The 22,639-nt window shown below is 28.0% G+C and carries 17 protein-coding genes, 1 tRNA gene and 2 riboswitches; all 18 genes read left to right on the forward strand.

The genetic code is table 11. From position 1 onward, the window contains the following. The first annotated feature begins 1,047 nt into the window (after positions 1 to 1,047). The 18 genes from ARA56_RS13310 to ARA56_RS13390 all read left to right on the forward strand — a co-directional run bounded on the left by ARA56_RS13310 (position 1,048) and on the right by ARA56_RS13390 (position 22,302). Positions 1,048 to 4,245 (forward strand): ligand-binding sensor domain-containing protein, encoded by a 3,198-nt coding sequence (locus ARA56_RS13310; RefSeq protein WP_055267480.1) that lies wholly within the window; start codon positions 1,048 to 1,050, stop codon positions 4,243 to 4,245. Between the two features lie 219 nt (positions 4,246 to 4,464). Further along, entirely contained in the window at positions 4,465 to 5,103 is a 639-nt protein-coding gene (locus ARA56_RS13315) for a hypothetical protein (protein WP_055267482.1), read from the forward strand. A 16-nt stretch (positions 5,104 to 5,119) separates the two neighbouring features. Further along, positions 5,120 to 5,302: a DUF1858 domain-containing protein gene (locus tag ARA56_RS13320; protein WP_055267484.1), complete on the forward strand. Its 183-nt coding sequence runs from the start codon at positions 5,120 to 5,122 to the stop codon at positions 5,300 to 5,302. 189 nt (positions 5,303 to 5,491) lie between these two features. Continuing rightward, a complete protein-coding gene (locus tag ARA56_RS13325; protein ID WP_055267486.1) occupies positions 5,492 to 6,571 on the forward strand; it encodes a galactose ABC transporter substrate-binding protein in 1,080 nt (359 codons plus the stop codon). 128 nt (positions 6,572 to 6,699) lie between these two features. Further along, positions 6,700 to 8,196, forward strand: coding sequence for a galactose/methyl galactoside ABC transporter ATP-binding protein MglA (gene mglA, locus ARA56_RS13330; RefSeq protein WP_055267488.1), 1,497 nt, complete (start codon positions 6,700 to 6,702; stop codon positions 8,194 to 8,196). A 16-nt stretch (positions 8,197 to 8,212) separates the two neighbouring features. Continuing rightward, positions 8,213 to 9,247 (forward strand): galactose/methyl galactoside ABC transporter permease MglC, encoded by a 1,035-nt coding sequence (gene mglC / locus ARA56_RS13335; protein ID WP_055267578.1) that lies wholly within the window; start codon positions 8,213 to 8,215, stop codon positions 9,245 to 9,247. Between the two features lie 48 nt (positions 9,248 to 9,295). Next, on the forward strand, positions 9,296 to 9,451 hold the full coding sequence (locus ARA56_RS16835; protein WP_172675773.1) for a hypothetical protein: 156 nt from the start codon (positions 9,296 to 9,298) through the stop codon (positions 9,449 to 9,451). 152 nt (positions 9,452 to 9,603) lie between these two features. Beyond that, on the forward strand, positions 9,604 to 11,208 hold the full coding sequence (locus ARA56_RS13340; RefSeq protein WP_055267490.1) for a response regulator transcription factor: 1,605 nt from the start codon (positions 9,604 to 9,606) through the stop codon (positions 11,206 to 11,208). Between the two features lie 2 nt (positions 11,209 to 11,210). Further along, on the forward strand, positions 11,211 to 13,016 hold the full coding sequence (locus ARA56_RS13345; protein ID WP_055267492.1) for a sensor histidine kinase: 1,806 nt from the start codon (positions 11,211 to 11,213) through the stop codon (positions 13,014 to 13,016). After that, positions 13,013 to 13,990 (forward strand): substrate-binding domain-containing protein, encoded by a 978-nt coding sequence (locus tag ARA56_RS13350; protein ID WP_055267494.1) that lies wholly within the window; start codon positions 13,013 to 13,015, stop codon positions 13,988 to 13,990. The genes ARA56_RS13345 and ARA56_RS13350 overlap by 4 nt, the downstream gene beginning before the upstream one ends. A gap of 33 nt (positions 13,991 to 14,023) precedes the next feature. Next, on the forward strand, positions 14,024 to 15,058 hold the full coding sequence (locus ARA56_RS13355) for a galactose ABC transporter substrate-binding protein (protein ID WP_055267496.1): 1,035 nt from the start codon (positions 14,024 to 14,026) through the stop codon (positions 15,056 to 15,058). A 78-nt stretch (positions 15,059 to 15,136) separates the two neighbouring features. Further along, a complete protein-coding gene (locus ARA56_RS13360) occupies positions 15,137 to 16,180 on the forward strand; it encodes an aldose epimerase family protein (RefSeq protein WP_055267498.1) in 1,044 nt (347 codons plus the stop codon). Between the two features lie 142 nt (positions 16,181 to 16,322). After that, positions 16,323 to 17,432, forward strand: coding sequence for an ABC transporter ATP-binding protein (locus ARA56_RS13365; protein WP_055267499.1), 1,110 nt, complete (start codon positions 16,323 to 16,325; stop codon positions 17,430 to 17,432). 56 nt (positions 17,433 to 17,488) lie between these two features. Further along, positions 17,489 to 18,439: a PucR family transcriptional regulator gene (locus tag ARA56_RS13370; RefSeq protein ID WP_055267501.1), complete on the forward strand. Its 951-nt coding sequence runs from the start codon at positions 17,489 to 17,491 to the stop codon at positions 18,437 to 18,439. A gap of 208 nt (positions 18,440 to 18,647) precedes the next feature. After that, positions 18,648 to 19,658 carry a LacI family DNA-binding transcriptional regulator gene (locus ARA56_RS13375; protein ID WP_055267503.1) on the forward strand — a complete coding sequence of 337 codons (1,011 nt, stop codon included), beginning with the start codon at positions 18,648 to 18,650 and terminating at the stop codon, positions 19,656 to 19,658. An 82-nt stretch (positions 19,659 to 19,740) separates the two neighbouring features. Further along, entirely contained in the window at positions 19,741 to 21,240 is a 1,500-nt protein-coding gene (gene malQ, locus ARA56_RS13380) for a 4-alpha-glucanotransferase (RefSeq protein WP_055267505.1), read from the forward strand. Positions 21,241 to 21,397: 157 nt separating this feature from the next. Next, positions 21,398 to 22,168, forward strand: coding sequence for a potassium channel family protein (locus tag ARA56_RS13385; RefSeq protein ID WP_055267507.1), 771 nt, complete (start codon positions 21,398 to 21,400; stop codon positions 22,166 to 22,168). 48 nt (positions 22,169 to 22,216) lie between these two features. Next, positions 22,217 to 22,302 (forward strand) — tRNA-Leu (locus tag ARA56_RS13390). Between the two features lie 120 nt (positions 22,303 to 22,422). Next, a riboswitch (glycine riboswitch) is annotated at positions 22,423 to 22,500 on the forward strand. Positions 22,501 to 22,502: 2 nt separating this feature from the next. Further along, a riboswitch (glycine riboswitch) is annotated at positions 22,503 to 22,585 on the forward strand. Positions 22,586 to 22,639: the final 54 nt, after the last annotated feature.

Below are 22,639 nucleotides of genomic sequence, written 5' to 3' on the forward strand. Positions count from 1 at the left end.
TTATAACCTCCTATTTGTCGTGTCAAAAAACTTGTTCATTTAGAAATAATTTCATATAAATATATGAATAAAAAATAAAAAGACCGTCTACTGAAATGATTTTAAAAATCATTTCAGAGACAGCCCCTTTTTTGGCATAAAAATCGGAATAAATTAATTATGTAGTTATTTTAGGAAGTTTAGTTATAAAGGAATCTATAATGTTTTCTGATGTGATAAAGTGATGTGGAAATAAGTTTAAAATTTAAATTATGGATTACACTATTAGAGTTATTTGGAAAATAGATGGGTATAGGAACAATTAAATAATAATGAAAAGTAAGATGATATATTTAAAAAATAAAAATGCTAAACTGAAAATAATTATCATAAATAAAAGTAAAAGGGATTTTAATTTAAGAAATAGTAATAATTGAGGAGTTATATAGATAAATATAAATAGGAAAATATAATCGAAGTAAACTATTATAAAATACTCTAGGGTTAAGTAGCGTGTTTAGTTAGCAGCAAAAAAGTAGTAGGTGTTGTATGAATTTTGTATAATTTCTACGAGAGTTAATATCACATGTTAAGATGGGATTGTAAAAATAATATAATATTAAAGATGGATATGAAATTTTTTGAGAACATGTATGTTATGTAATAGCTGCTTTAGAAACTAGTATTTATGGATCTTGTAGAGTATCAATATACCACAAGGGTAGAAATGCTATATTGATTCAAAATAGGATAAAAGTTATAAAAAAATGAAATGTTAAATTTACTGAGTAAGATTTATTAAAGGTGGTTTTGAAATACAGTAAAGTAAATTTAATCTATAAAATTTAATAGGATAATTTTGAAAACATTAGGTTAACTAGTGTTTTTTTTAGTAAAACTTTTGTTGAAAAAGTCAAATAAGCAATGTTTTAAAGGAATATTTTACAATATAATTATAATTTAATTAATTAAAAATAATCCAATAAAAGAAAATATAGAAAAAATGATGAAAAAAATGTATAAATTTGTTACAATGTTATAAAAGAATTCTTTTAGGTTAGGTGACATATGAAAAAAAGCATAAGAAATATTTTAGTATTAATATTTTTATTTATCTGTATTTGGAGTGAAAATGTATATTCAGCAAGTAAAATAGGTAATATAAATTTTCAAAGTATAAGTATAGATGATGGATTATCTCAATCTTTAGCGGAGTATATATATCAAGATAGCTTTGGATATATATGGATAGGTACTAATGATGGATTAAATCGATATAATGGAAATGAGTTTAAGGTATATAAAAATATTAAAAATGATGATAATAGTATCAGTAATAATATGATTAGTTCATTAGTTGAAGACAATAATAAAAATTTATGGATAGGAACAGATGGTGGCTTAAATAAAATGAACTTATATACTGGTGAAATAACTAGATATTTAGTTTCGGAAGAAGACAAGCTATATTCTAATACTGTTGTAGATGAACTTTTATTTGATACCAAAGGAAGACTATGGGTATGTACTATTAATGGTCTTAATTTATATGATAGTGAAAATGATACTTTTATTAAAGTAGCAGAAGAGTACTTAGAGAATAAAGGTATTCAAGATATTGCAGAAGATGGTGAAGGGAATATCTGGGTATCTACAAGAGATGGTCTATTTAAATATAATCATGAAAAAAATGTTGTAGAATCTTTCTATCATGATGTTAATGATAAAAATACAATTAGCGAAAACAATATTTTTTCTCTTTACTATAACGATAGTAAGTTATGGATTGGTACTAAAACTGGTGGATTAAATATAATGAACCTAAAAGATTATAGCATAAAAAGATATGCACATGATCCTAGTAATCCCAATTCTATACCGAGCAATCTTATTAGAGACATACTTAAAGATAAAGATGGTAATATGTGGCTAGCAACTGATCAAGGATTGGCTCATTTTGATGAGAAAAATGAGACTTTTTATACATATACAAGTAATACAGATAAGCATAGTATATGTGATAACAATATCATTAATTTATATCAAGATAGATTAGGGGTAATATGGATTGGAACCTTTAGTGGAATAAGTAAGTTTTTCCCTAATAATGACTTTGAGGTATATAGAAATGACCCTTCAGATGATAATTCTTTAAGCAGCAGTAGTGTTTGTGGGATATATGAGGATGATGAAGGTAATGTTTGGATTGGAACTTTTAATGCTGGTATAAATAAGGTTAGTGGAGATAAAGTAACTAGATATTATAATGACTTAAATGATGTAAATTCATTAAGTAGTAATAGAGTAAAAGATATAACTGGAATAGAAAATGAAATATGGATAGCTACAGACAATGGTTTAAATAAGTATGATAAAGATACTGAAAAGTTTACTGTATATAAAAAAACAGATGATGAAAATAGTGTAGTTAATAGTGAAATAAGAGTTTTATATATTGATAGAGATGGACTTTTGTGGATAGGAACTAGAGGGGGAATATCTACATTTGATAGGGAAGAGAACTTTACATCTTATAATGAAGTTTTAGAGAAAAATGGGATATATGAAAAAACAATTAGTGCTATTTACGAAGATAGTGAAGGAATAATGTGGTTTGGCCTTGGTAATGATGGCGGACTTGTAAGTTATAATAGAGAAACAGGAGAGGTAAAAAATTACTTAAATGATGAAAATAATGAGAACTCTTTAAGCTTCAATAATGTTAGATCTATATCTGAAGATGGTTATGGGAATATATGGATAGGAACTCAAGACGGATTAAATAAGCTAAATAAAAAAACAGAGAAGTTTACAGTATATTCATTTAATGATGGATTATCAAATAATTTTATTTATGGTGTAATTGTAGATGATTATGATAATATTTGGGCAACTACTAATTATGGATTATCTATGTATGATCAAAATGAAGAAAAATTTGTAAGATATTACGAGGCTGATGGACTTGCTACGAATGAGTTTAATGGATTTTCTTATCATAAGAATAAAGATGGGCAAATTTATGTAGGTGGGGTAAATGGAGTAACAAAATTTAACCCTAGAGAACTTCAGCTTAAAATGGAGACTAGCAATGTAATAATAGATAGTATAAAGACAATTGGGGGACTAGAAGTAGATTTACGACATAAGGTTGTATTAGAGTATGATTCTAGGGAATTATATATAAAGTTTTTTATTCCAGAGTATAAAAATATGAATCAAATGCAGTATGCATATAAGTTAGAAGGTATGGATAGTGAGTGGACTTTTTCAGGAACTGAAAACTATGCAAGATATGCAAGTATACCACCTGGAAAATATAAAATGCTTATAGCAGGGAGAAATTATAATGGAGTTTGGTCGGATATATCAAGTGTAGAGATAAAGGTTAAAAATTCTATTTTTAAAACGCCTATTGCATATATTATATACATACTTATAGTATTAGCAGTAATATATTTCTTTTATAATCAAGTTAAGATTTTAGATTCATTAGTAACTCAAAGGACTCAAGAGTTAAATAATAAGCTACATGAAAATAAAAAACTTTACAAAAGACTTATAGAAGCAGAGCAATATAAGAATAATTACTTTGTAAACTTATCTCATGAACTTAGAACACCATTAAATGTAATTTTATCTATGGAACAGCTGATAAGATCATTAGTTAAGTCAGGAAAGAAAATAGATAACGATAAGATGGAAGATTATATGAATACCTTAGGTGGAAATTCAAAGAGGCTTTTAAATCTTATAAATAATATTATAGATACCTCTAAAATAGATTCTGGTGCATATAAATTAAATAAAGAAGAAGTAGATATAGTATGTCTTGTAGAAGATACAGCACTATCTATGGTCGAACTTGCAAGGTCAAAAAATATTGATTTAATAGTTGATCCAGAAGTAGAAGAATTATCTATAAGTTGTGACAGGTTAGATATAGAGAGATGTATAGTTAACTTAATTGGCAATGCTATAAAATTTACAGAATCAGAAGGAAGTATTATCGTTACTGTTAGTGAATTAGATGATAAAGTTAAAATAACTGTTAAAGATACAGGTGTTGGAATTGATGAGAAATACCATAATAGTATCTTTGATAGATTTGGACAAGTTTATGATGTTTCTTCTGAAGAGTTTGGTGGAAGTGGATTAGGATTAACACTAACTAAAAATTTAATTAATCTTCATGGTGGAGAAATTAGTGTAGTTAGTAAAGTTGGAGAAGGAAGCGAATTTATTATAATATTACCTATTAAATAATATTTCTAGTAAAATATATTATTGATAAAAGAGGGCAGAGTAAATATAATCTGCTCTCTTTATTATATATGTTAATAATTATATATACATTGAGCATACTAAATATAAGCGTTTTGTAATTTAAGAATTTTTAAATAGGTATTGTAAAAAATAAGATAATGATATATTATATACAATATAAAGTTCATATTAAATACACATTAAGAGGGAGGACGTAATATGAGTTTATTTTTAGGAAAGATACACTATTGGTTATTTAATAAAATACAATGGTTTGAAATTTTAGAAGAAGATATTATAAAAGTTGCAAAGGACGAAGGAATATATACAGAGGAAATAAATGATAAAATAAATAAAAAGTACGGAGAAAAGTTACATAATAAGCCTTTGGAAGATATGATTGATACTGGAAATATTCATGGATGGTTACAATCTAAAATCAATTCTGCTGAAGGAAGAATGGCTGCATGGACATCAATAATAATAAACAATAGTAAAAATGGTATAAATAAGATAGAAAAAGTATATATAGATCAAGGAATAAAAGCTGCAAAAGAGATTAAGGAATCTGGAAAATCTTATAAAAATGCTGAAGAGATATATAATTTAATGAATGATTATGTATTAGATGGTATGCCTTGTGACAGAGTAAATGTTATAGAGGAATCTTCAGAAGAATTAGTTAAGTGGACGAAGAGAATTTGTGTGCATAAAGATATATGGGATGCAGAAAATATTGATGTTAAGTATTTCTATGATTTTAGAGGTCTTTGGATTAAAGCTTTTGTAAGTGAATTAAATAGAGATTTTGAATATTTAGAAGTAGATAATGATACAAGAGTTATAAGAAAAATATAGATGGAGGAGTAATTAAATGATAAAAAAAGTAGATATAATTGCAGATGTATTAAAGAAGAATAAAAATGCAGAAGAAATCTTAAGAAGTTTTGGAATGGGATGCTTAGGATGTCCATCAGCTACTATGGAAAGTTTAGAAGATGCTTGTGAGATTCATGGGATAGATATAGATGAAGTACTAAAAAAATTAAATGAATAATAAGTAGTAGAAATCACCTTGAAATATAGGTGATTTTTTATTTGTAACAAATTTATAGAAAACCTTAGAATTTCGATAGAAGAGTTAAGAATTTTGTATGGAGTTAAAATGTGGTAAAAATTATAATTATAACTGTAAACGTTATTAAACAATGAATAAAATTAAAGGTAAGTATGGAGGGGAAACTTTATGAAAAAGGTAAAAAAATTAGTTGCACTTGCAGTTGCAACATTAATGATGACTGCATCATTAGTAGCTTGTGGATCAAGCTCAACTTCAGAAAGTACTGGAGGTAATGATACTGAAACATCTACAGAAGCAAATGCTGATGATACTAAAAGTGATGTAATAAAAGTAGGAGTATGTTTATACAAATTTGATGATACTTATATATCAACAGTTAGACAAAGTTTAGAAGCTATACAAAAAGAAAATTCAGATAAAGTTGAATTTGAATTCTTTGATGGAAAAGGTGACCAAGCTACTCAAAATGATGCTATTGATACAATAATATCTAAAGGTTTTGATTTATTACTAGTTAACTTAGTTGATACAGGAGCAGGACAAACTGTTATCAATAAAATTAAAGATGCTGGAGTTCCAGTAGTTTTATTCAATAGAGAACCAGCTGCAGATGCTATAAAATCTTATGAAAATGCTATTTTCGTAGGAACTAACGCTCAAGAAGCTGGAGTTATGCAAGGTAAAATATTAACTGATTTATGGAATTCTGAAAAAGACACATTAGATAAAAATGGAGATGGAAAAATCCAATATGTTATGTTACAAGGTGAACCTGATAACCCAGAAGCAGTTGCAAGAACAAAATATTCTGTATCTACTTTAAATGATAACGGAATTGAAACAGAAGAAATAGCTCAGCAAATTTGTAACTGGCAAAATGATTTAGCTCAAACTGCTATGGAATCTTGGCTTTCTAAAGATGGTGACAAGATAGAAGCTGTTATAGCTAATAATGATGGTATGGCACTTGGTGCAATTGCTGCATTACAAGCTGAAGGCTTAAATAAAGGTGATGGAGAATATATACCAGTTATAGGTGTTGATGCAACAGAAGCTGCAAAAGACTATATAGCTAAAGGTTATATGCAAGGTTCAGTTCTTCAAGATGCTCCTGCAATGGCTGAAGCTCTTTATACTATAGGAATGAACTTAGCTAATGGTAAAACTCCTACTGAAGGTACTTCTTATACTATAGATGATACTGGAGTAGCTGTAAGAATACCATATCAACCATATACAAAATAATTTAGAATAATTAATAAAATTTGGAGGTGTTTAAAAAAGCACCTCCAACAAATATGCATAAAAAATACATTTATAATACAATTAAATTTAATTTCGATAAATAGTAAGAAAAGTGGTGAGATATTTTTATGGCAGAATCTAAATACATTTTAGAGATGATAGATATAAATAAGAGTTTCCCAGGAGTTAAAGCTTTAGATAATGCAAATTTAAAGGTTAAAGAAGGAAGCGTACATGCGCTTATGGGAGAGAATGGTGCAGGTAAATCAACATTGATGAAATGTCTTTTTGGGATATATATAGAGGATAGTGGTGAAATCTATGTAGATGGTAAAAAGGTTAAATTCTCAAATCCAAAGCAAGCTATGGATAATGGAGTTGCAATGGTTCATCAAGAATTAAATCAAGTTTTACAAAGAGATGTAATGGATAATATATGGCTTGGAAGATATCCAGGTGGTAAAGGTATTGTGGATTCGAAGAAAATGTTTGAAGAGACTGAAAAAGTCTTTAAAGAACTAGAAATAGATGTTAATCCTAAGACAAAGATGGCAAAGCTATCTGTTTCACAAAGACAAATGGTTGAAATTGCAAAAGCAGTTTCTTACAATGCAAAGATATTAGTTTTAGATGAACCTACTTCATCTTTAACTCAAGAAGAGGTAACTCATTTATTTAAGATAATTAATAAGCTTAGAGATAGAGGTTGTGGAATTATTTACATATCTCATAAGATGGAAGAAATACTTGAGATTTCTGACGATGTTACAATTATGAGAGATGGTAAATGGATAGCTACAGAAGAAGCTAAAGATCTTACAACTGATAAAATTATTAAACTTATGGTTGGACGTGATTTAACTAATAGATTCCCACCTAAAACTAATAAACCAAGTGATGTAATTTTAGAGGTTAAGAATTTAACTGGTAAATATGAGCCAGCAGTTAAAGATATATCATTTGAACTTAAAAAGGGAGAGATATTAGGTATTGCAGGGCTTGTTGGGTCAAGAAGAACAGAGCTATTAGAAACTATTTTTGGTATTCGTCATCATAGTTCTGGTGAACTTATATTGCATGGAAAAAAGGTTGAAAATAAAGACTCAAGAGTTGCAATTAACAACGGATTTGCTCTTTTGACAGAAGAAAGAAGAGCAACTGGTATATTTGGAGGATTAGATATTAAATTTAACACTATAATTGCTAGCATAGATAATTATAGTAAAGGTATGTTAAATGAAAAGAAAATGGTAGAAGATACTAAATGGGTAATAGATTCTATGAAAGTAAAGACTCCAAGTCAAAAGACACCTATAAAATCACTTTCTGGAGGTAATCAACAAAAAGTTATTATAGGAAGATGGCTTTTAACTAACCCAGAGGTACTTTTGCTAGACGAGCCAACAAGAGGAATAGATGTTGGAGCAAAATATGAAATATATCAATTAATAATAGATTTAGCTAATAAGGGTAAAGGCGTTATTGTTGTATCTTCAGAGATGCCTGAGTTACTTGGAATTTGCGACAGAATTCTTGTAATGTCAAATGGTAGAATTGCTGGAGCAGGAACTCCTGATGAATTATCACAAGAAGCTATTATGGAATCAGCAGCAAAATATATTTAGAATTGAGGTGCAACTTATGGAAAAGATTAAAGAACAAAATAAAACAAAAAAACTGAATTTAGAGGATTTCTTATTAAATTATGCATTATATATAGTTTTATTTATTATGATAGTAGTGTTTATTATTAAGGAGCCTACATTCCTTTCTATTAATAACTTTACAAAAATATTAAGCCAAGCATCTACAAGAGGTATACTTGCTCTTGGTGTTGCAGGACTTATAGTATTACAAGGAACTGACCTTTCAGCAGGGCGTATTTTAGGATTAACAGCGATAGTGTCAGCTTCATTACTGCAATCAACTAGTTATGCTTCAAGAATGTATCCTAATCTTCCAATGCTACCACTTATACTACCTTTAATAGCAGCAGTAATAATTGGAGGAATATTTGGAGCAATAAATGGTTTTGGGGTTGCTAAGCTTAAAGTACATGCATTTATTATAACTTTAGGTACTCAGCTTATTGCATACGGAATATCTTGTCTATATATAGATAGACCACCTCTAGGGGCTCAACCTATTGCAAACTTAGATGAAAGATATACTGAGTTAGTAAATGGATATTTTAAAATTGGAACAATAAAATTACCATACTTAATATTCTATTTAGCAATTGCAGCAATTGTAATGTGGTTTATATGGAATAAGACAAAACTTGGTAAGAATATGTTTGCTATTGGTGGTAATCCAGAAGCTGCAGCTGTATCAGGAGTAAATATAGTAAAAAATATAATGTTTATATTTATAATTTCAGGAGTGCTTTATGGAATAGCAGGATTCTTAGAAGCAGCAAGAGCAGGTTCAACATCTACTATGACAGGATTTAACTATGAGCTTGATGCAATCTCTGCTTGTGTTGTTGGGGGAGTATCTTTCTCAGGTGGTGTTGGTACAATTCCAGGAGTATTAATAGGTGCAATTTTACTTCAAGTAATTAACTACGGTTTAAACTTCGTAGGAGTTAATGCTTATTGGCAATACATTATAAGAGGGTTAATAATAATTATAGCGGTATCACTTGACGTAAGAAAATACTTAGCTAAGAAATAATTAAATATAAGTTCAAGTATAAAACCCAAAATTAAGGAGGCAAGCTAAATGGAGATAGAAGAAAAAAAGAAAAACGAAGAAAATAAAACGGTTAGAGATACTATATATGGAAGAATAGATGTATCTGTTAAGACAATGGATAAAGTAATAATAGGACTTATGATAGTTCTTGCTTCTTCTATAATTTTAGGCGTTATAATGTAAATAATAAAAATTCCCTAGTGGTATGGAAAATAATCTATATCACTAGGGGATTTTTTTATGCAAAAAATACTCAGATGTGATATATTATAATATATGTAATATTGTGGAATAATTATGGGATTAAATTCATATTTGTATCGGAGGAGATTATTATGACTTTATATACTATTATGGTAGTTGATGATGAAGAGGAAATAAGGCTTGGAATAATAAAGAAAATACCATGGGAAGAGTATGGATTTAAAGTTATAGGAGATGCAGAAAATGGACAAGAAGCATTAGAAAAAGCAGAAAAGCTTAGACCAGATATAGTTATGACAGATATTAAAATGCCTTTTATGGATGGATTAGAATTAGGAAAAGAATTAAGTAAAAAAATGCCTGAGACGAAAATAATTATTTTTTCAGGTTCTGATGATTTTGAATATGCTCAAAAAGCTATAAAGATTAATGTTATCGAATATGTATTAAAACCAATAAACTCAAGTGAATTAATTGAGATATTAAAGAAATTAAAAGCGAAATTAGATAAAGAATATAATGATAAAATAAACTTAGAAAGTCTTCACAAACATTATTCAGAAAGTTTACCAATATTAAGAGAACAGTTTTTAGCTTCTGTAATAGAAGGAAGACAAAATAAAGAAAGTTTTGTAAATGAATGTGATAAGTTAGGAGTAAATCTAAAATGTAAACATTTAGCTATATCTATAATTGAGGCAGAAAAAGATGATGAAAATCGCCTAAATTTAGACGGTAGAGAAGAGTATATTATTAATATAAGTATAAAAAAAATATTAGATGATGAAATAAATAAGTATTGTAGAACAATATCTTTTATTTATTATGGTAAAGTAATAGTTATTGCTTTATTTGATAAAAGAGAACAGATTGCTTCATTTATCGAAGGATTAAATAATTTTAGTAGTATTTATAAAAAAATTCTTGGAATAAAACTATCAATAGGATTAGGAAATATAGTAGATAATCCATATGATTTAAATATATCTTATCTTGGTTCCCAAGATGCTTTGAATTACAAATTCTTATTTGGAACTGGAAAGGTAATCTATATTGAGGATGTAGAGCCTGATAAATATGAAGAATTAAAATTTACTGAGCAAGATGAACGTAAGTTGTTGGATACGATAAAGGTTGCAGAAGAAAGTGATATTGATGAAGTAATAAATAATTTATTTAAAAAAACAGAAGAGGTTATCTTAGTTTTGGACAAGTATAAAATTTATTTCTTAGAGATAAATATAGCTATGCTTAAACTAATACAAAGTTATAACTTAGATGTAAGTGAGATTTATGGAGATAACTTTAATCCTTATAGCAGTGTAGAAGAGTTTAGTTCTTTAGAAGAGGTTAAGAAATGGTTTACAGACAAGGCTAAAAAAATTAATTTAAATATAAGAAAAGAAAGGATGAATTCATCAAAATTATTAGTTGAAAAAGCTAAAGAGTATATAAATAACAATTATACTGATTATGATTTATCAGTAGAAAAACTTTGTGATTATCTTCATGTAAGTCCAACTTATTTTTCTACTATATTTAAAAGAGAAACTGAAATGAATTTTGTAAACTACCTTACATCAGTAAGATTAGAAGAAGCTTTAAAGCTTTTAAAAACAACAGATGATAAGACGTATATAATTGCAGGAAAGGTAGGATATCAGGAAGCAAATTACTTTAGTTACGTATTTAAAAGAAAATATGGAATTGCGCCATCGAGATACAGAAGGAATTAGATATGAAAAAATTTTTGAACTTTATAGCAGATAAAATAAAAGATAGATATGACCATACTAGTATAAGGTATATTATTTCATTTTCATTTACTGTTGTTGCAGTAATATGTATGTTAATTGTAGGAGTATCATTTTATTTGAAGTCTATACACACAACTGAAACAATGGTTTTAGAAAATAATAAAGCTATGATAGAGCAAGTAAATTTAAATTTAGATAGTTATTTACGTAATATGATGAAGGTATCTGATGGGATATACTATAACGTAATAAAACGAAAAGATTTAGCAGTTGAAAGTATAGATAAAGAAATGGATCTTTTATATGAAACAAATAAAAGTTCACTTGTTAGTATATGTTTATTTTCAGAATATGGGGATGTAATAGCTGCATCCCCTATTGCTCAACTAAAAAATTCTATCGATCCAAGAAATAATGAATGGTTTATTAGTGCAGTTGAAAAAAGAGAAAATTTACATTTTTCAACTCCGCATGTACAGAATTTATTTGTAGATAATAACTATAAATATAGATGGGTAGTTTCTTTAAGTAGAGCTGTGGAACTTACTTATAATGGGAAAATAACGCCAGGAGTTTTGTTGGTCGATATGAATTTCAGCGGAATTGAGCAGATATGTAAGAATGTCGATATGGGTAAATCGGGATATATCTATCTTATAGATGGAAATGGTGAGATAATATATCATCCTAGACAACAACTTATTTATTCAAATTTAATTCAAGAAAATACAAAGGAAAGTGCTTTTTATGAAGATGGAAATCATATTGAGGAGTTTTTAGGTGAAAAGAGGATAATAACAGTAAAAACTGTAGGATATACTGGGTGGAAAATAGTTGGTGTTAAGCCGATGAATGAACTTTCAAAAAACTATATTCAAGTTGGGATTTTTGCTATTTTTATATTGATAGCAGTAATTTTTATTCTTGTGGCTGTTAATATTTTTGTATCTACTAGAATTACAAATCCAATAAGGGAATTAGAAAAGTCAGTAAATGATTTGGAGAATGGAATAATGGATGTAGATATATCTATTAAAGGATCTCATGAAATAAAGCATTTAGGTAAAGCTATAAAATCAATGGCAAATAATATGAAAAAACTTATGGATGACATAGTTATTGAGCAAGAAGCTAAAAGAAAAAGTGAACTTAATGCATTACAAGCTCAAATAAATCCACATTTTTTATACAATACGTTAGATTCTATTATATGGATGGTAGAAAATGAAAAATACGATGGAGCTGTAGTTATGGTAACAGCACTAGCCAGACTTTTTAGAATAAGTTTAAGTAAAGGGAAGAATATAATAACTTTAAGAGATGAACTAGAGCATGCTAAAAACTACTTAACTATACAAAATATAAGATATAAAAATAAGTTTGATTATTATATTGAAGCAGATGAATCTATCCTGGATTTATCATGTATCAAATTAATAATTCAGCCTCTTATTGAAAACGCTATATATCATGGTATGGAGTTTATGTATGGAGATGGGGAAATAGTAGTAAAAGCCTATGTGACAGATGAAATTTTATATATAGATATAATTGATAATGGGCTAGGTATGACAGAGGAAGCTGTTAACAAGTTATTGACTAATGAAAATAGTTCTAAAAAGGGGTCAGGAATAGGATTGAAGAATGTTAACGAGCGAATAAAACTATATTTTGGAAAAGATTATGGTCTAGATATATTTAGTGAACCAGATGAGGGAACAACTATAAGAATTTGTATGCCGAAAATAAGTTATAGTGATTATTTATCAAAGGAGGAAAATAGATGAGAAGTAGAAAAAAACAGTATTTAATTCTCTTTGTATTGATTTTAAGTCTATTTTTCTTAATTATGCTTAGTAAAAATTTTATTTATGGAGAGGATAATAAAATTTATAAAATATCAGTTATTATAAGGGGAAAAAGTAGCGAAAGTTGGATGATAACAAAAGAAGGAATAGACCAAGCTGCTTCTGATATGAATGTAGATGTAAGTTTTATTACACTTTCTGAAGAAAATAATCTAGATGAGCAAGAGCAACTAATAAAAAGAGAAATTGATGATGGGATAGATGCACTTATAGTTGTACCTGTAGACTATGAGAAAATGTCAAGCAGTATAAAAAGTGCTAAAGAGAAGGTTCCTGTTGTCCTAATAGAATCTACAGTAAAAAACATTGGAAATATTCCGTATGTTTCTTGTGATAATTATGAATTAGGAAAAAGTTTGGCAGAAGAAATTATAAAGGCCGGAAACTATAGAAATAATATTGCTATTTTTAATAGTGAGACAAGCTATAGTAGTGTAAAAGAAAGATGTAAAGGATTTGAAGAAGTAATTAAGGAAAGTAAAAATAATTATGAATTATGGGATACAAGTAGTGATGTGCTAGAAGGTATAGAATATGTTAAAAAAAGAGTTAAAGAAAATAATATAGATATAGTAGTTGCATTAGAACCATCTACTCTAGAAATATTAGCACAGGCTAAGAAAGAGTTAACTTTAGAGAATGAAGAATTTAATAAAATTGAAATTTATGGCGTAGGAAGTACAAATAAGATAATAGCATTATTAGAAGAAAATATAATTAATTCTACTATAGTACAGAATGAGTTTAATGTAGGATATTTAGGAGTACAAGCAGCAGTAGGGCTTATAAAAGGTGAAAAGATAAGTAATAAAAACATTGATTTTTCCATCATATCAAAAATTAATATGTATTCAGATGAAAATCAAAGATTATTATTTCCATTTGTTAGATAGTATTGATAAATACAAACTAGGAGGGGAATTTGAATGGGTAAAATGAGGGGATGCTCAACTTTTGCAGCAATAATCTTTATCTTTAATTATTTAGTTGGCTGCACAAATAATAGTGAAATATATAATGATATTGATGAAATCAAGATTGGAGTAACGGTATATAAAGAAGATGATAAGTTTATATCAACAATAACTAATAATATACTAGAGCTAGCTAAAAAGAAAGAAATAGAGGAAAATGTAAAAATAACAGTAGATATTTTAGATGCAAAAAGTAATTTAGCTAATCAATGTAATCAAGTTGATAAATTTATTTTAAATGATTATGATGTGATTTGTGTAAATATTGTTGATAGAACATCAGCTGCAACTATAATAGATAAAGCTAAAAATAGTAATACTCCGATTATATTTTTTAATAGAGAGCCAGTGGAAGAAGATATGAGAAGATGGAATGAAGTGTATTATGTTGGAGCTGAAGCCGAACAGTCAGGAGAGCTTCAAGGCAACTTAATAATTGATAAATATTATATGGATAAAGATTCTGTTGATAAAAATGGAGATGGTAAAATTCAATATGTGATGTTAGAAGGAGAGCATGGACATCAAGATACTGCTATAAGAACAGAATATAGTATTAAAACTATTGTTCAAAGTGGAATTGAAGTAGAAAAACTTGCTGATGATACGGCAAATTGGGAGTTTGCACAAGCAAAATCTAAGATGACTGGTTGGATAAAAGAATTCGGAAGTGAGATAGAAGTTGTATTTAGCAATAATGATGATATGGCTTTAGGTGCTGTTGATGCATTAAATGATGCTAAAATTTATGATGTGATAGTAGTAGGTGTAGATGGAGTTAAAGAGGCGTTACAAGCCGTGAAAAATGAAGAAATATTAGGAACTGTAATTAGTAATTCTATGGCTCAAGCTGAAGGGATTTTTAACATTGCGTATTTAAAAGCAATAAATGGAGATTTAAGCAATGTAGATGGATTAGAAGGTAAATATATAAAAACAAAGCATATAAAAGTAGATAAAGAAAATGTAGATTTATATTTAAATTAATTTTTGATAAGATAATTAATAATTATTGTTTACGTAAATGTGTTATAATGTTTTTAATAGTGGTTATGGAGGGATAATATGGAGATTTTTGAAAAGGTTTTAGGCGTTTTTAATAATAAAGAGATTATTTGTTATAGTATGTCAAACTCTAAAGGGGTAGAAGTTAGAGTTTTAAATTATGGTGGAATAATAACTGATATATTAATGCCAGATAGAAATAATAAAAGAGAGAATATAGTTCTTAAGTATAAGAATTGGGAAAGTTATATCGAAAATCCATCATATTTAGGTTCTTTAATAGGTAGAACTGGAGGCAGAATTTTCAATGCGGAAGTTGATTTAGGAGATAAAAAATTAGTTTTAAACAAAAATTATAATCCAAATCAAGGTCATGGAGGAAATGAAGGGTTTAATAAAAAGTTCTATGAAGTTAAATATGAAGCATTAGAAAATGAAGCATATATTGAGTTAAGTAGAGTTAGTCCTGATATGGAAGAAAATTATCCAGGAAATCTTAAAGTTAAAGTTAAATATATACTAACAGAGGATAATGAATTAAAGATAAGATATTACGCTAAAAGTGATAAAGATACATTAGTAAATATGACAAATCATAGCTATTTTAATTTAAGTGGAGATGGAAAAGAAAGCATACTAAATCACAACTTATATATAAATAGCAAAAGCATTGTTGAGTTGAATGATGTACAAGCACCAACAGGATTACTTATGTTTATAGAGGGGACAGAATATGATTTTACTTCAAGCAAGAAAATAGGAAAAGGTATAGATGGTAATCATCCACAATTACTTCAAGGAAAAGGATATGATATTCCTTGGTATATTGAAGGAGGGGAAGGTCCAGATCTAGAACTTTATGATGAAAAGTCTGGAAGAGCATTGGAAGTTTATACAGATAGAAAGACTATAGTTGTATATACTCACAATTATCCTGATGATGAAATTTTAGAGAATGGTAAGTCTAGTCAGTGGAGATATGGAGTTGCAATAGAACCTCAAAATCCACCAATTGGGGTGAATTCTTGCTTTGTTGAAGATTCAATATTAAAACAAGATGAAGAATATATAAGCCAGACAATATACAAATTTGAAGTTAGGTAAAAATTAGTATGAGAATAAAATACTTTATTTAGATAATATTACAAAAAATATGCTTAATATTTGTAAATAGTGTATATGGATGAAAATGATTTCAGAGTGTAAAATTTAAGTATATTGAGAAAGAATAATGGAGGGGTTAAGAATGGCAAATTTATCATTAAAACATATTTATAAAGTTTATCAAGGAGATGTAACTGCGGTTAAAGACTTTAATCTTGAAATTGAAGATAAAGAGTTTATAGTTTTTGTTGGACCATCAGGATGTGGTAAGTCAACTACATTAAGAATGATTGCAGGATTAGAAGATATTTCACAAGGTGAATTATATATTGGAGATAAATTAGTAAATGATGTTGAACCAAAAGAAAGAGATATAGCAATGGTATTCCAAAACTATGCATTATATCCACATATGTCAGTTTACGACAATATGGCATTTGCATTAAAGTTAAGAAAAGTTCCAAAGGCTGAAATAGAAGAAAAGGTTCATGAAGCTGCAAAGATACTTGATATTGAACATTTATTAAAGAGAAAACCAAAGGCTTTATCAGGAGGTCAAAGACAAAGAGTTGCATTAGGAAGAGCGATTGTAAGAAATCCAAAGGTATTCTTAATGGACGAGCCTTTATCTAATCTTGATGCTAAACTAAGAGTTCAAATGAGAACAGAAATAATTAAATTATATAGAAAATTAGAAACTACATTTATATATGTAACTCATGACCAAGTAGAAGCTATGACAATGGGTACAAGAATAGTTGTTATGAAGGATGGGGTTATTCAACAAGTTGATACACCACAAAACATATACAATAATCCAGCAAATCTTTTCGTAGCAGGATTTATAGGAAGTCCTCAAATGAACTTCTTAAACGGAACTATCGAAAATGATGGCGATGGATTAGTAGCTGTATTTAATGGTAATAGAATAGATATTCCAGCTGATAAAGCTAAAGTATTAAAAGCTGATGGATATGTTGGTAAGGAAGTTATATTTGGAATAAGACCAGAGCATATAAGTGATAAAGATGAGTTAATCAAAGATAATCCTCATAGTGTTATAAATGGTAATGTTGAAGTAATTGAACTTATGGGTGCTGAAAGTTACATTTACACTAAATGTGGAGATAATAATATGAATGTAAGAGTTGAAGGAACAACTTCTTTAAAAATTGGACAAGAAGCTAAATTGTTCTTAGATGCTAATAAATTACATGTATTTAATAAAGAAACAGAATTAAAAATAGTTTAAGTAATTAGAAAGTAAGATTATATATTTTGTAATTATAAAAGGGTTGAGGTGATTTTGTGAAATTTATTGAAAAATTAGTAGATGATATTTATAAGAGTTCGAAAATTCCTTTTAATCTAAATATAGATGGATTTGGAATATATTCTACACCTCTTTTTGACAAATCACAGAATTACTTAACAAAGAATTTTAAATTTGAAAATACTAAATGCTGCATAAAAGTTAATGCAGCATTTAGTGCTATTTTAGATTTATTAATTTTTTGTATAAAAGATAAGTTAGAAGATGGATTTTTACATAAAAGAGATATAATATTATCATTACTAAAAGGTGAAGAAATAGAACCAGAGATATTAAAGGCAACTTTACCAGCACTTACTAAAGAATTTTATCTAGTTAGTATTTATGCGGAGAACAATATAGAAAGTATATACGATTATATTAAAGAATGTTATACTGATAGTGAAGTTGAGGTTGTAATTTATAAAGGAAATATTATAATTATAGGTGAGCTAGAAGATGCTAGAGATCATATGGAAAGTATAAAAGAAACTATTGACAATACATTTTCCGGGAAATATTATATTAGTTATTCTAAGGTTTTAGATTTAAACAAAATAAATAAAGAGTTTGAAGATAATATAGCTAAAATAGAGTTAGCTAAAAAATATAATTTTAATGAATCTATAATTGATGATAGAAATATGATATTTGAAGGTATAATAGATTCAGTTTCAGACTATGTAAAGGAAGATGTTTTTGAAAAAGTTAATAATGGATTTTTAAAATTAGATACTGAGATGATTAAGACGATAGAGGTATTTTTTAAATGTGGCCTTAATTTAAGTGATGCGGCAAAAGAACTATATATTCATAGAAATACTTTAATTTACAGGTTAGATAAAATTGAAAAATATACGTCTTATGATATAAGAGAATTTAATAATGCAGTAATATTTAAATTAGTTTTTTTCTTATGGAAGGAAAAAAAAACTAAAAATAGTTGAAAATGTTTGCAAATTATTTTATAATTGATATTGGAAACGATACCGAATTAAATGTAATTTATAGGGTATAAAATCACATATTTGTGGTTTTATACCTTAAACAAATAATATACCTAGTTAATTATAGAAAGAATAATATAAAAATTTTTAAAGAGTTTTGGAAACGGTGCCGAAATTATAGCTGAATTTTTATAAAAGGAGAAGAAAGATGAATATTAGAGATATCGCTAAGCTATCAGGTGTTGGCGTAAGTACAGTATCCCGTGTATTAAATAATCATCCTGATGTAAAAGAAAGTACACGGGAAAAGGTAATGCAAATTATAAAAGAAAGCAATTATATTCCAAATAATAGTGCGAGAATATTGAAGCAAAATAACACAAAAAATATTGGAGTGTTAATTAAAGGGGTTTTCAATCCGTTTTTCTCCGAAATGCTTAACGTAATAGGAAGTAAAATAAATGAGTCCAAGTATACTATGATTTTACAGCAAAATGACTATGGACTAGAAGAAGATGTTGATACATTAAAATATTTTATTAAGGAGAAAAGATTACAAGGAGTTATATGCCTAGGAGGAAATTTTGTGGACATCGATGAAGAGAGTTTTAGAAATATTGATGTACCAGTAGTTTTAACTTCTGTAAATACAGTAATTCCTAATATAGAAGACAAGTATTCTACTGTTGGAATTGATAACTTGAAATCAGCTTATGACGCAACAAATTATTTAATAAAATTAGGGCATAAAAATATAGCAATAATGTTAGGTGAAAAAAATGACCTTTGTATAAGTTGGTGGAGATATAAAGGGTACAAGAAGGCTTTAGAAGAAAGTAACATAGATGTTGATACAGAAAATATGTTAATAGGTAATTATGATACTAGAACAGCCTATAATGAGGCGAAAAGATTTTTACAGCAACATAATGGTGTAACTGCTATTTTTGCTATTTCTGATATTATGGCAGTTGGTGCAGCAAAGGCAGCAGCTGATTGTGGTTTAGTAGTAGGTAAAGATATAGCAATTATGGGGTTTGATGGGATGGATATAAGTGAATTTTATAATCCAGGAATAACTACTATGAAGCAACCTAAAGAAGAAATGGCATTAAAAAGTGTAGAGTTGTTATTTGCACTTTTAAGTGGAAAAGGTGAGCACAGACAAATTTTATTAGATACAGAATTAATTGAAAGAGAGTCTTGTAGTAGTATTTAATTAGATAATTATATGGTTATTAATTAGCCATAATAATATATAAATTGTATAAGCATTAAAATGAGAGGGATAGGTGGAAAAAATGAATAGAAGTGCTGGAGTAATAATGCATATATCATCTTTACCAGGAAAGTTTGGGATAGGAACTTTTGGACAAGAAGCTTATGATTATGCAGACTTTTTATATAAATCAGGGTTGAAGTATTGGCAAATATTGCCCCTTGGGCAGACGGGATATGGAGATTCTCCATATCAATCTTTTTCAGCTTTTGCAGGTAATCCATATTTTATAGATTTTGATTTACTAGCAAAAGATAATCTGTTAAGAGAAGATGAATATTTAAATGAAAATTATGGTGACAATAAGAATTATATAGATTATGGATTACTATTTAAAATAAAATATGAGGTATTAAGAAAAGCTTATAATAATTTTATAAATAATGAATCAAGTCACTTAAGAGAAGAGTTTGAAAAGTTTAGAGAAGAAAATAAATGGTGGCTTGAAGATTATGCACTATATATGGCAATTAAAAATCATTTTAACCTTGTAAGTTGGCAAGACTGGGATGATGACATTAAAAAAAGAGAAGTAGAAGCTTTGGAAAAATATAATGTTTTACTTAAAGATAATATAGAGTATTGGGAGTTTATACAATACCTATTCTTTAAACAATGGAATGATTTAAAGAAATATGTTAATTCTAAAGGAATAAAAATAATTGGTGATATTCCTATATATGTAGCAGAAGATAGTGCTGATGTGTGGAGTAATCCAGAAAGTTATTTAATAGATAAAGAAACATTAAAACCTATAAGTGTTGCTGGATGTCCACCGGATGCCTTTTCAGCTACAGGTCAATTATGGGGAAATCCAATATATGATTGGGAATATATGGACAAGGAAGGTTATTCTTGGTGGATAAAGAGAGTTAGAGAAAGTTTGAAGTTATATGATGTTGTCAGAATAGATCACTTTAGAGGATTTGAAAGCTATTGGAAAATTCCTTATGGGGAAGAAACAGCTATTAATGGAGAATGGGTAAAAGGGCCAGGAATGAAATTATTTGATGCAGTAAAAGAAGCTTTAGGAGAAGTTAATGTAATTGCAGAAGATTTAGGTTTTTTAACTGTTGAAGTAAAAGAATTTTTAGAAGACTCAGGATTTCCAGGAATGAAGGTTTTACAATTTGCTTTTGATGAAAGAGAAGAAAGTAATTATCTTCCTCATACTTATAATAATAATTGTGTAGCTTATACAGGAACACACGATAATGATACATTCAGAGGATGGTATGACTTAACTGCTCCAAGAAATGATGTGAAGTATTGTAAAGAATACTTAGCTCTATCTGATGAAGAAGGATATAATTGGGGATTCATAAGAGGAGTTTGGAGTAGTGTATCAGATCTTGCAATTGCAACAATGCAAGATTTCCTAGACCTTGGAAATGAAACAAGAATAAATATGCCTTCAACATTAGGTAATAACTGGAAATGGAGAATATCTGAAGGAAGTTACGATGATGAATTGGCAGAAAAAATATATAGATACACTAAAATGTATGGAAGATGTGAATAGTTAATAGTTTTAAAGCCAGCAATGCTGGCTTTTTATATTGCTTTTTTTATTGATTAGTAGAGAATATTTTTTAACGATTAACTTTTAACTAGTATTTTAGTTCTAAGATTACATAAAAAATAATATAATCTATTAGTTTAATAATGAGGTAGAGTATATGAATAAAAAGACTGTATATGAATTTTTTATAGGTTTATTAGCGTTACTATTAGCATTAATGTTAGTTATTGATATTTTTATTCCATTACCTAAAGAGGTAACATTAAGTTTCTATTATATAGAAAATATAGTTAGGCTTATTTTTATTGGAGACTATGTAGTAAGATTTGTTATATCAAAAGGTAAGAGAGAATTTATAAAAAATAACATGATTGATTTACTGTCAATAATACCACTTAGAGCTTATGTTAAAATAGCTGCAGTTATTAACTTAGCTTATATTATAGAACCTAATATTATAATAAAAATCTTTAAAATATTTATGCTAGGAATATTTTTTATAAAGTTTAAGGTAAAAACAAAAGAGGAGATTAGAACCAATAGAGTATATTATCTATTAATAATATCAACTACAATCATTGTTATAGGTGCTGTTATAATATCGCTTATTGAAGGAATATCTTTAGGAGATGCTTTATGGTGGAGTTTTGTAACTTTTACTACAGTAGGATATGGAGATGTTGTTTTAAAGACACAGTTAGGTAGAAGTATAGCTGTAATTCTTATGGTTTTTGGAGTTGGATTTATAGGAATAACATCAACGGCTATTGCTCTAAGAGTTTTAAATGGTGGGAAGAAGGAAAAAAATAATTCATATAAAAATGAAGTATTAGAAGGAATTAAATTAATGCTTGATAATTATGATAGTTTAAGTGATGAAGATATAGATAATATAGTGAAAATATTAAAATCATTAAGAGATAGATAAAGGTAAAAATTTTGATTTAATATTTTAGGATTATATAATAGATAACAAGCAGATGTGGCGGAATAGGCAGACGTGCTATCTTGAGGGGGTAGTGAGAAGTTCTCATACGGGTTCAAATCCCGTCATCTGCACCAAGAAAAAAGTATTTTACACATTATTTAGTTAGAGGTGAAATAAAAAATAGATTTGAAATTTAATATTGACATATATAAGCAAATGTAAATATAATAATTTTATAATTTAATAGAGTTCGGATGAAGGTAGTGGGAGAGAGACAGATTATTGTCCGCCGAAGAAGCAAATCTTTCAGGTAACAGGACCGCTATTGGACGAGCCTCTGGAGAGACTCAAAGAGAGCACCGAAGGAGCAAGGTTTAAGTTTTATTAAACTCAAACTCTCAGGTAAAAGGACAGGGGATAGGATAGTTAAAAATTAAAAGTTAATAATTAATACTTAATGTGAAAGATTAG

Source organism: Clostridium disporicum, assembly GCF_001405015.1.
GTDB lineage: Bacteria > Bacillota > Clostridia > Clostridiales > Clostridiaceae > Clostridium > Clostridium disporicum_B.

Coding starts and splice junctions, on each gene's coding strand:
- ARA56_RS13385 (WP_055267507.1), top strand. CDS start 21,398: ATGAATAAAAAGACTGTATATGAATTTTTTATAGGTTTATTAGCGTTA.
- malQ (WP_055267505.1), top strand. CDS start 19,741: ATGAATAGAAGTGCTGGAGTAATAATGCATATATCATCTTTACCAGGA.
- ARA56_RS13325 (WP_055267486.1), top strand. CDS start 5,492: ATGAAAAAGGTAAAAAAATTAGTTGCACTTGCAGTTGCAACATTAATG.
- ARA56_RS13365 (WP_055267499.1), top strand. CDS start 16,323: ATGGCAAATTTATCATTAAAACATATTTATAAAGTTTATCAAGGAGAT.
- ARA56_RS13375 (WP_055267503.1), top strand. CDS start 18,648: ATGAATATTAGAGATATCGCTAAGCTATCAGGTGTTGGCGTAAGTACA.
- ARA56_RS13315 (WP_055267482.1), top strand. CDS start 4,465: ATGAGTTTATTTTTAGGAAAGATACACTATTGGTTATTTAATAAAATA.
- mglC (WP_055267578.1), top strand. CDS start 8,213: ATGGAAAAGATTAAAGAACAAAATAAAACAAAAAAACTGAATTTAGAG.
- mglA (WP_055267488.1), top strand. CDS start 6,700: ATGGCAGAATCTAAATACATTTTAGAGATGATAGATATAAATAAGAGT.
- ARA56_RS13360 (WP_055267498.1), top strand. CDS start 15,137: ATGGAGATTTTTGAAAAGGTTTTAGGCGTTTTTAATAATAAAGAGATT.
- ARA56_RS13355 (WP_055267496.1), top strand. CDS start 14,024: ATGGGTAAAATGAGGGGATGCTCAACTTTTGCAGCAATAATCTTTATC.
- ARA56_RS13350 (WP_055267494.1), top strand. CDS start 13,013: ATGAGAAGTAGAAAAAAACAGTATTTAATTCTCTTTGTATTGATTTTA.
- ARA56_RS16835 (WP_172675773.1), top strand. CDS start 9,296: ATGGAGATAGAAGAAAAAAAGAAAAACGAAGAAAATAAAACGGTTAGA.
- ARA56_RS13340 (WP_055267490.1), top strand. CDS start 9,604: ATGACTTTATATACTATTATGGTAGTTGATGATGAAGAGGAAATAAGG.
- ARA56_RS13310 (WP_055267480.1), top strand. CDS start 1,048: ATGAAAAAAAGCATAAGAAATATTTTAGTATTAATATTTTTATTTATC.
- ARA56_RS13345 (WP_055267492.1), top strand. CDS start 11,211: ATGAAAAAATTTTTGAACTTTATAGCAGATAAAATAAAAGATAGATAT.
- ARA56_RS13320 (WP_055267484.1), top strand. CDS start 5,120: ATGATAAAAAAAGTAGATATAATTGCAGATGTATTAAAGAAGAATAAA.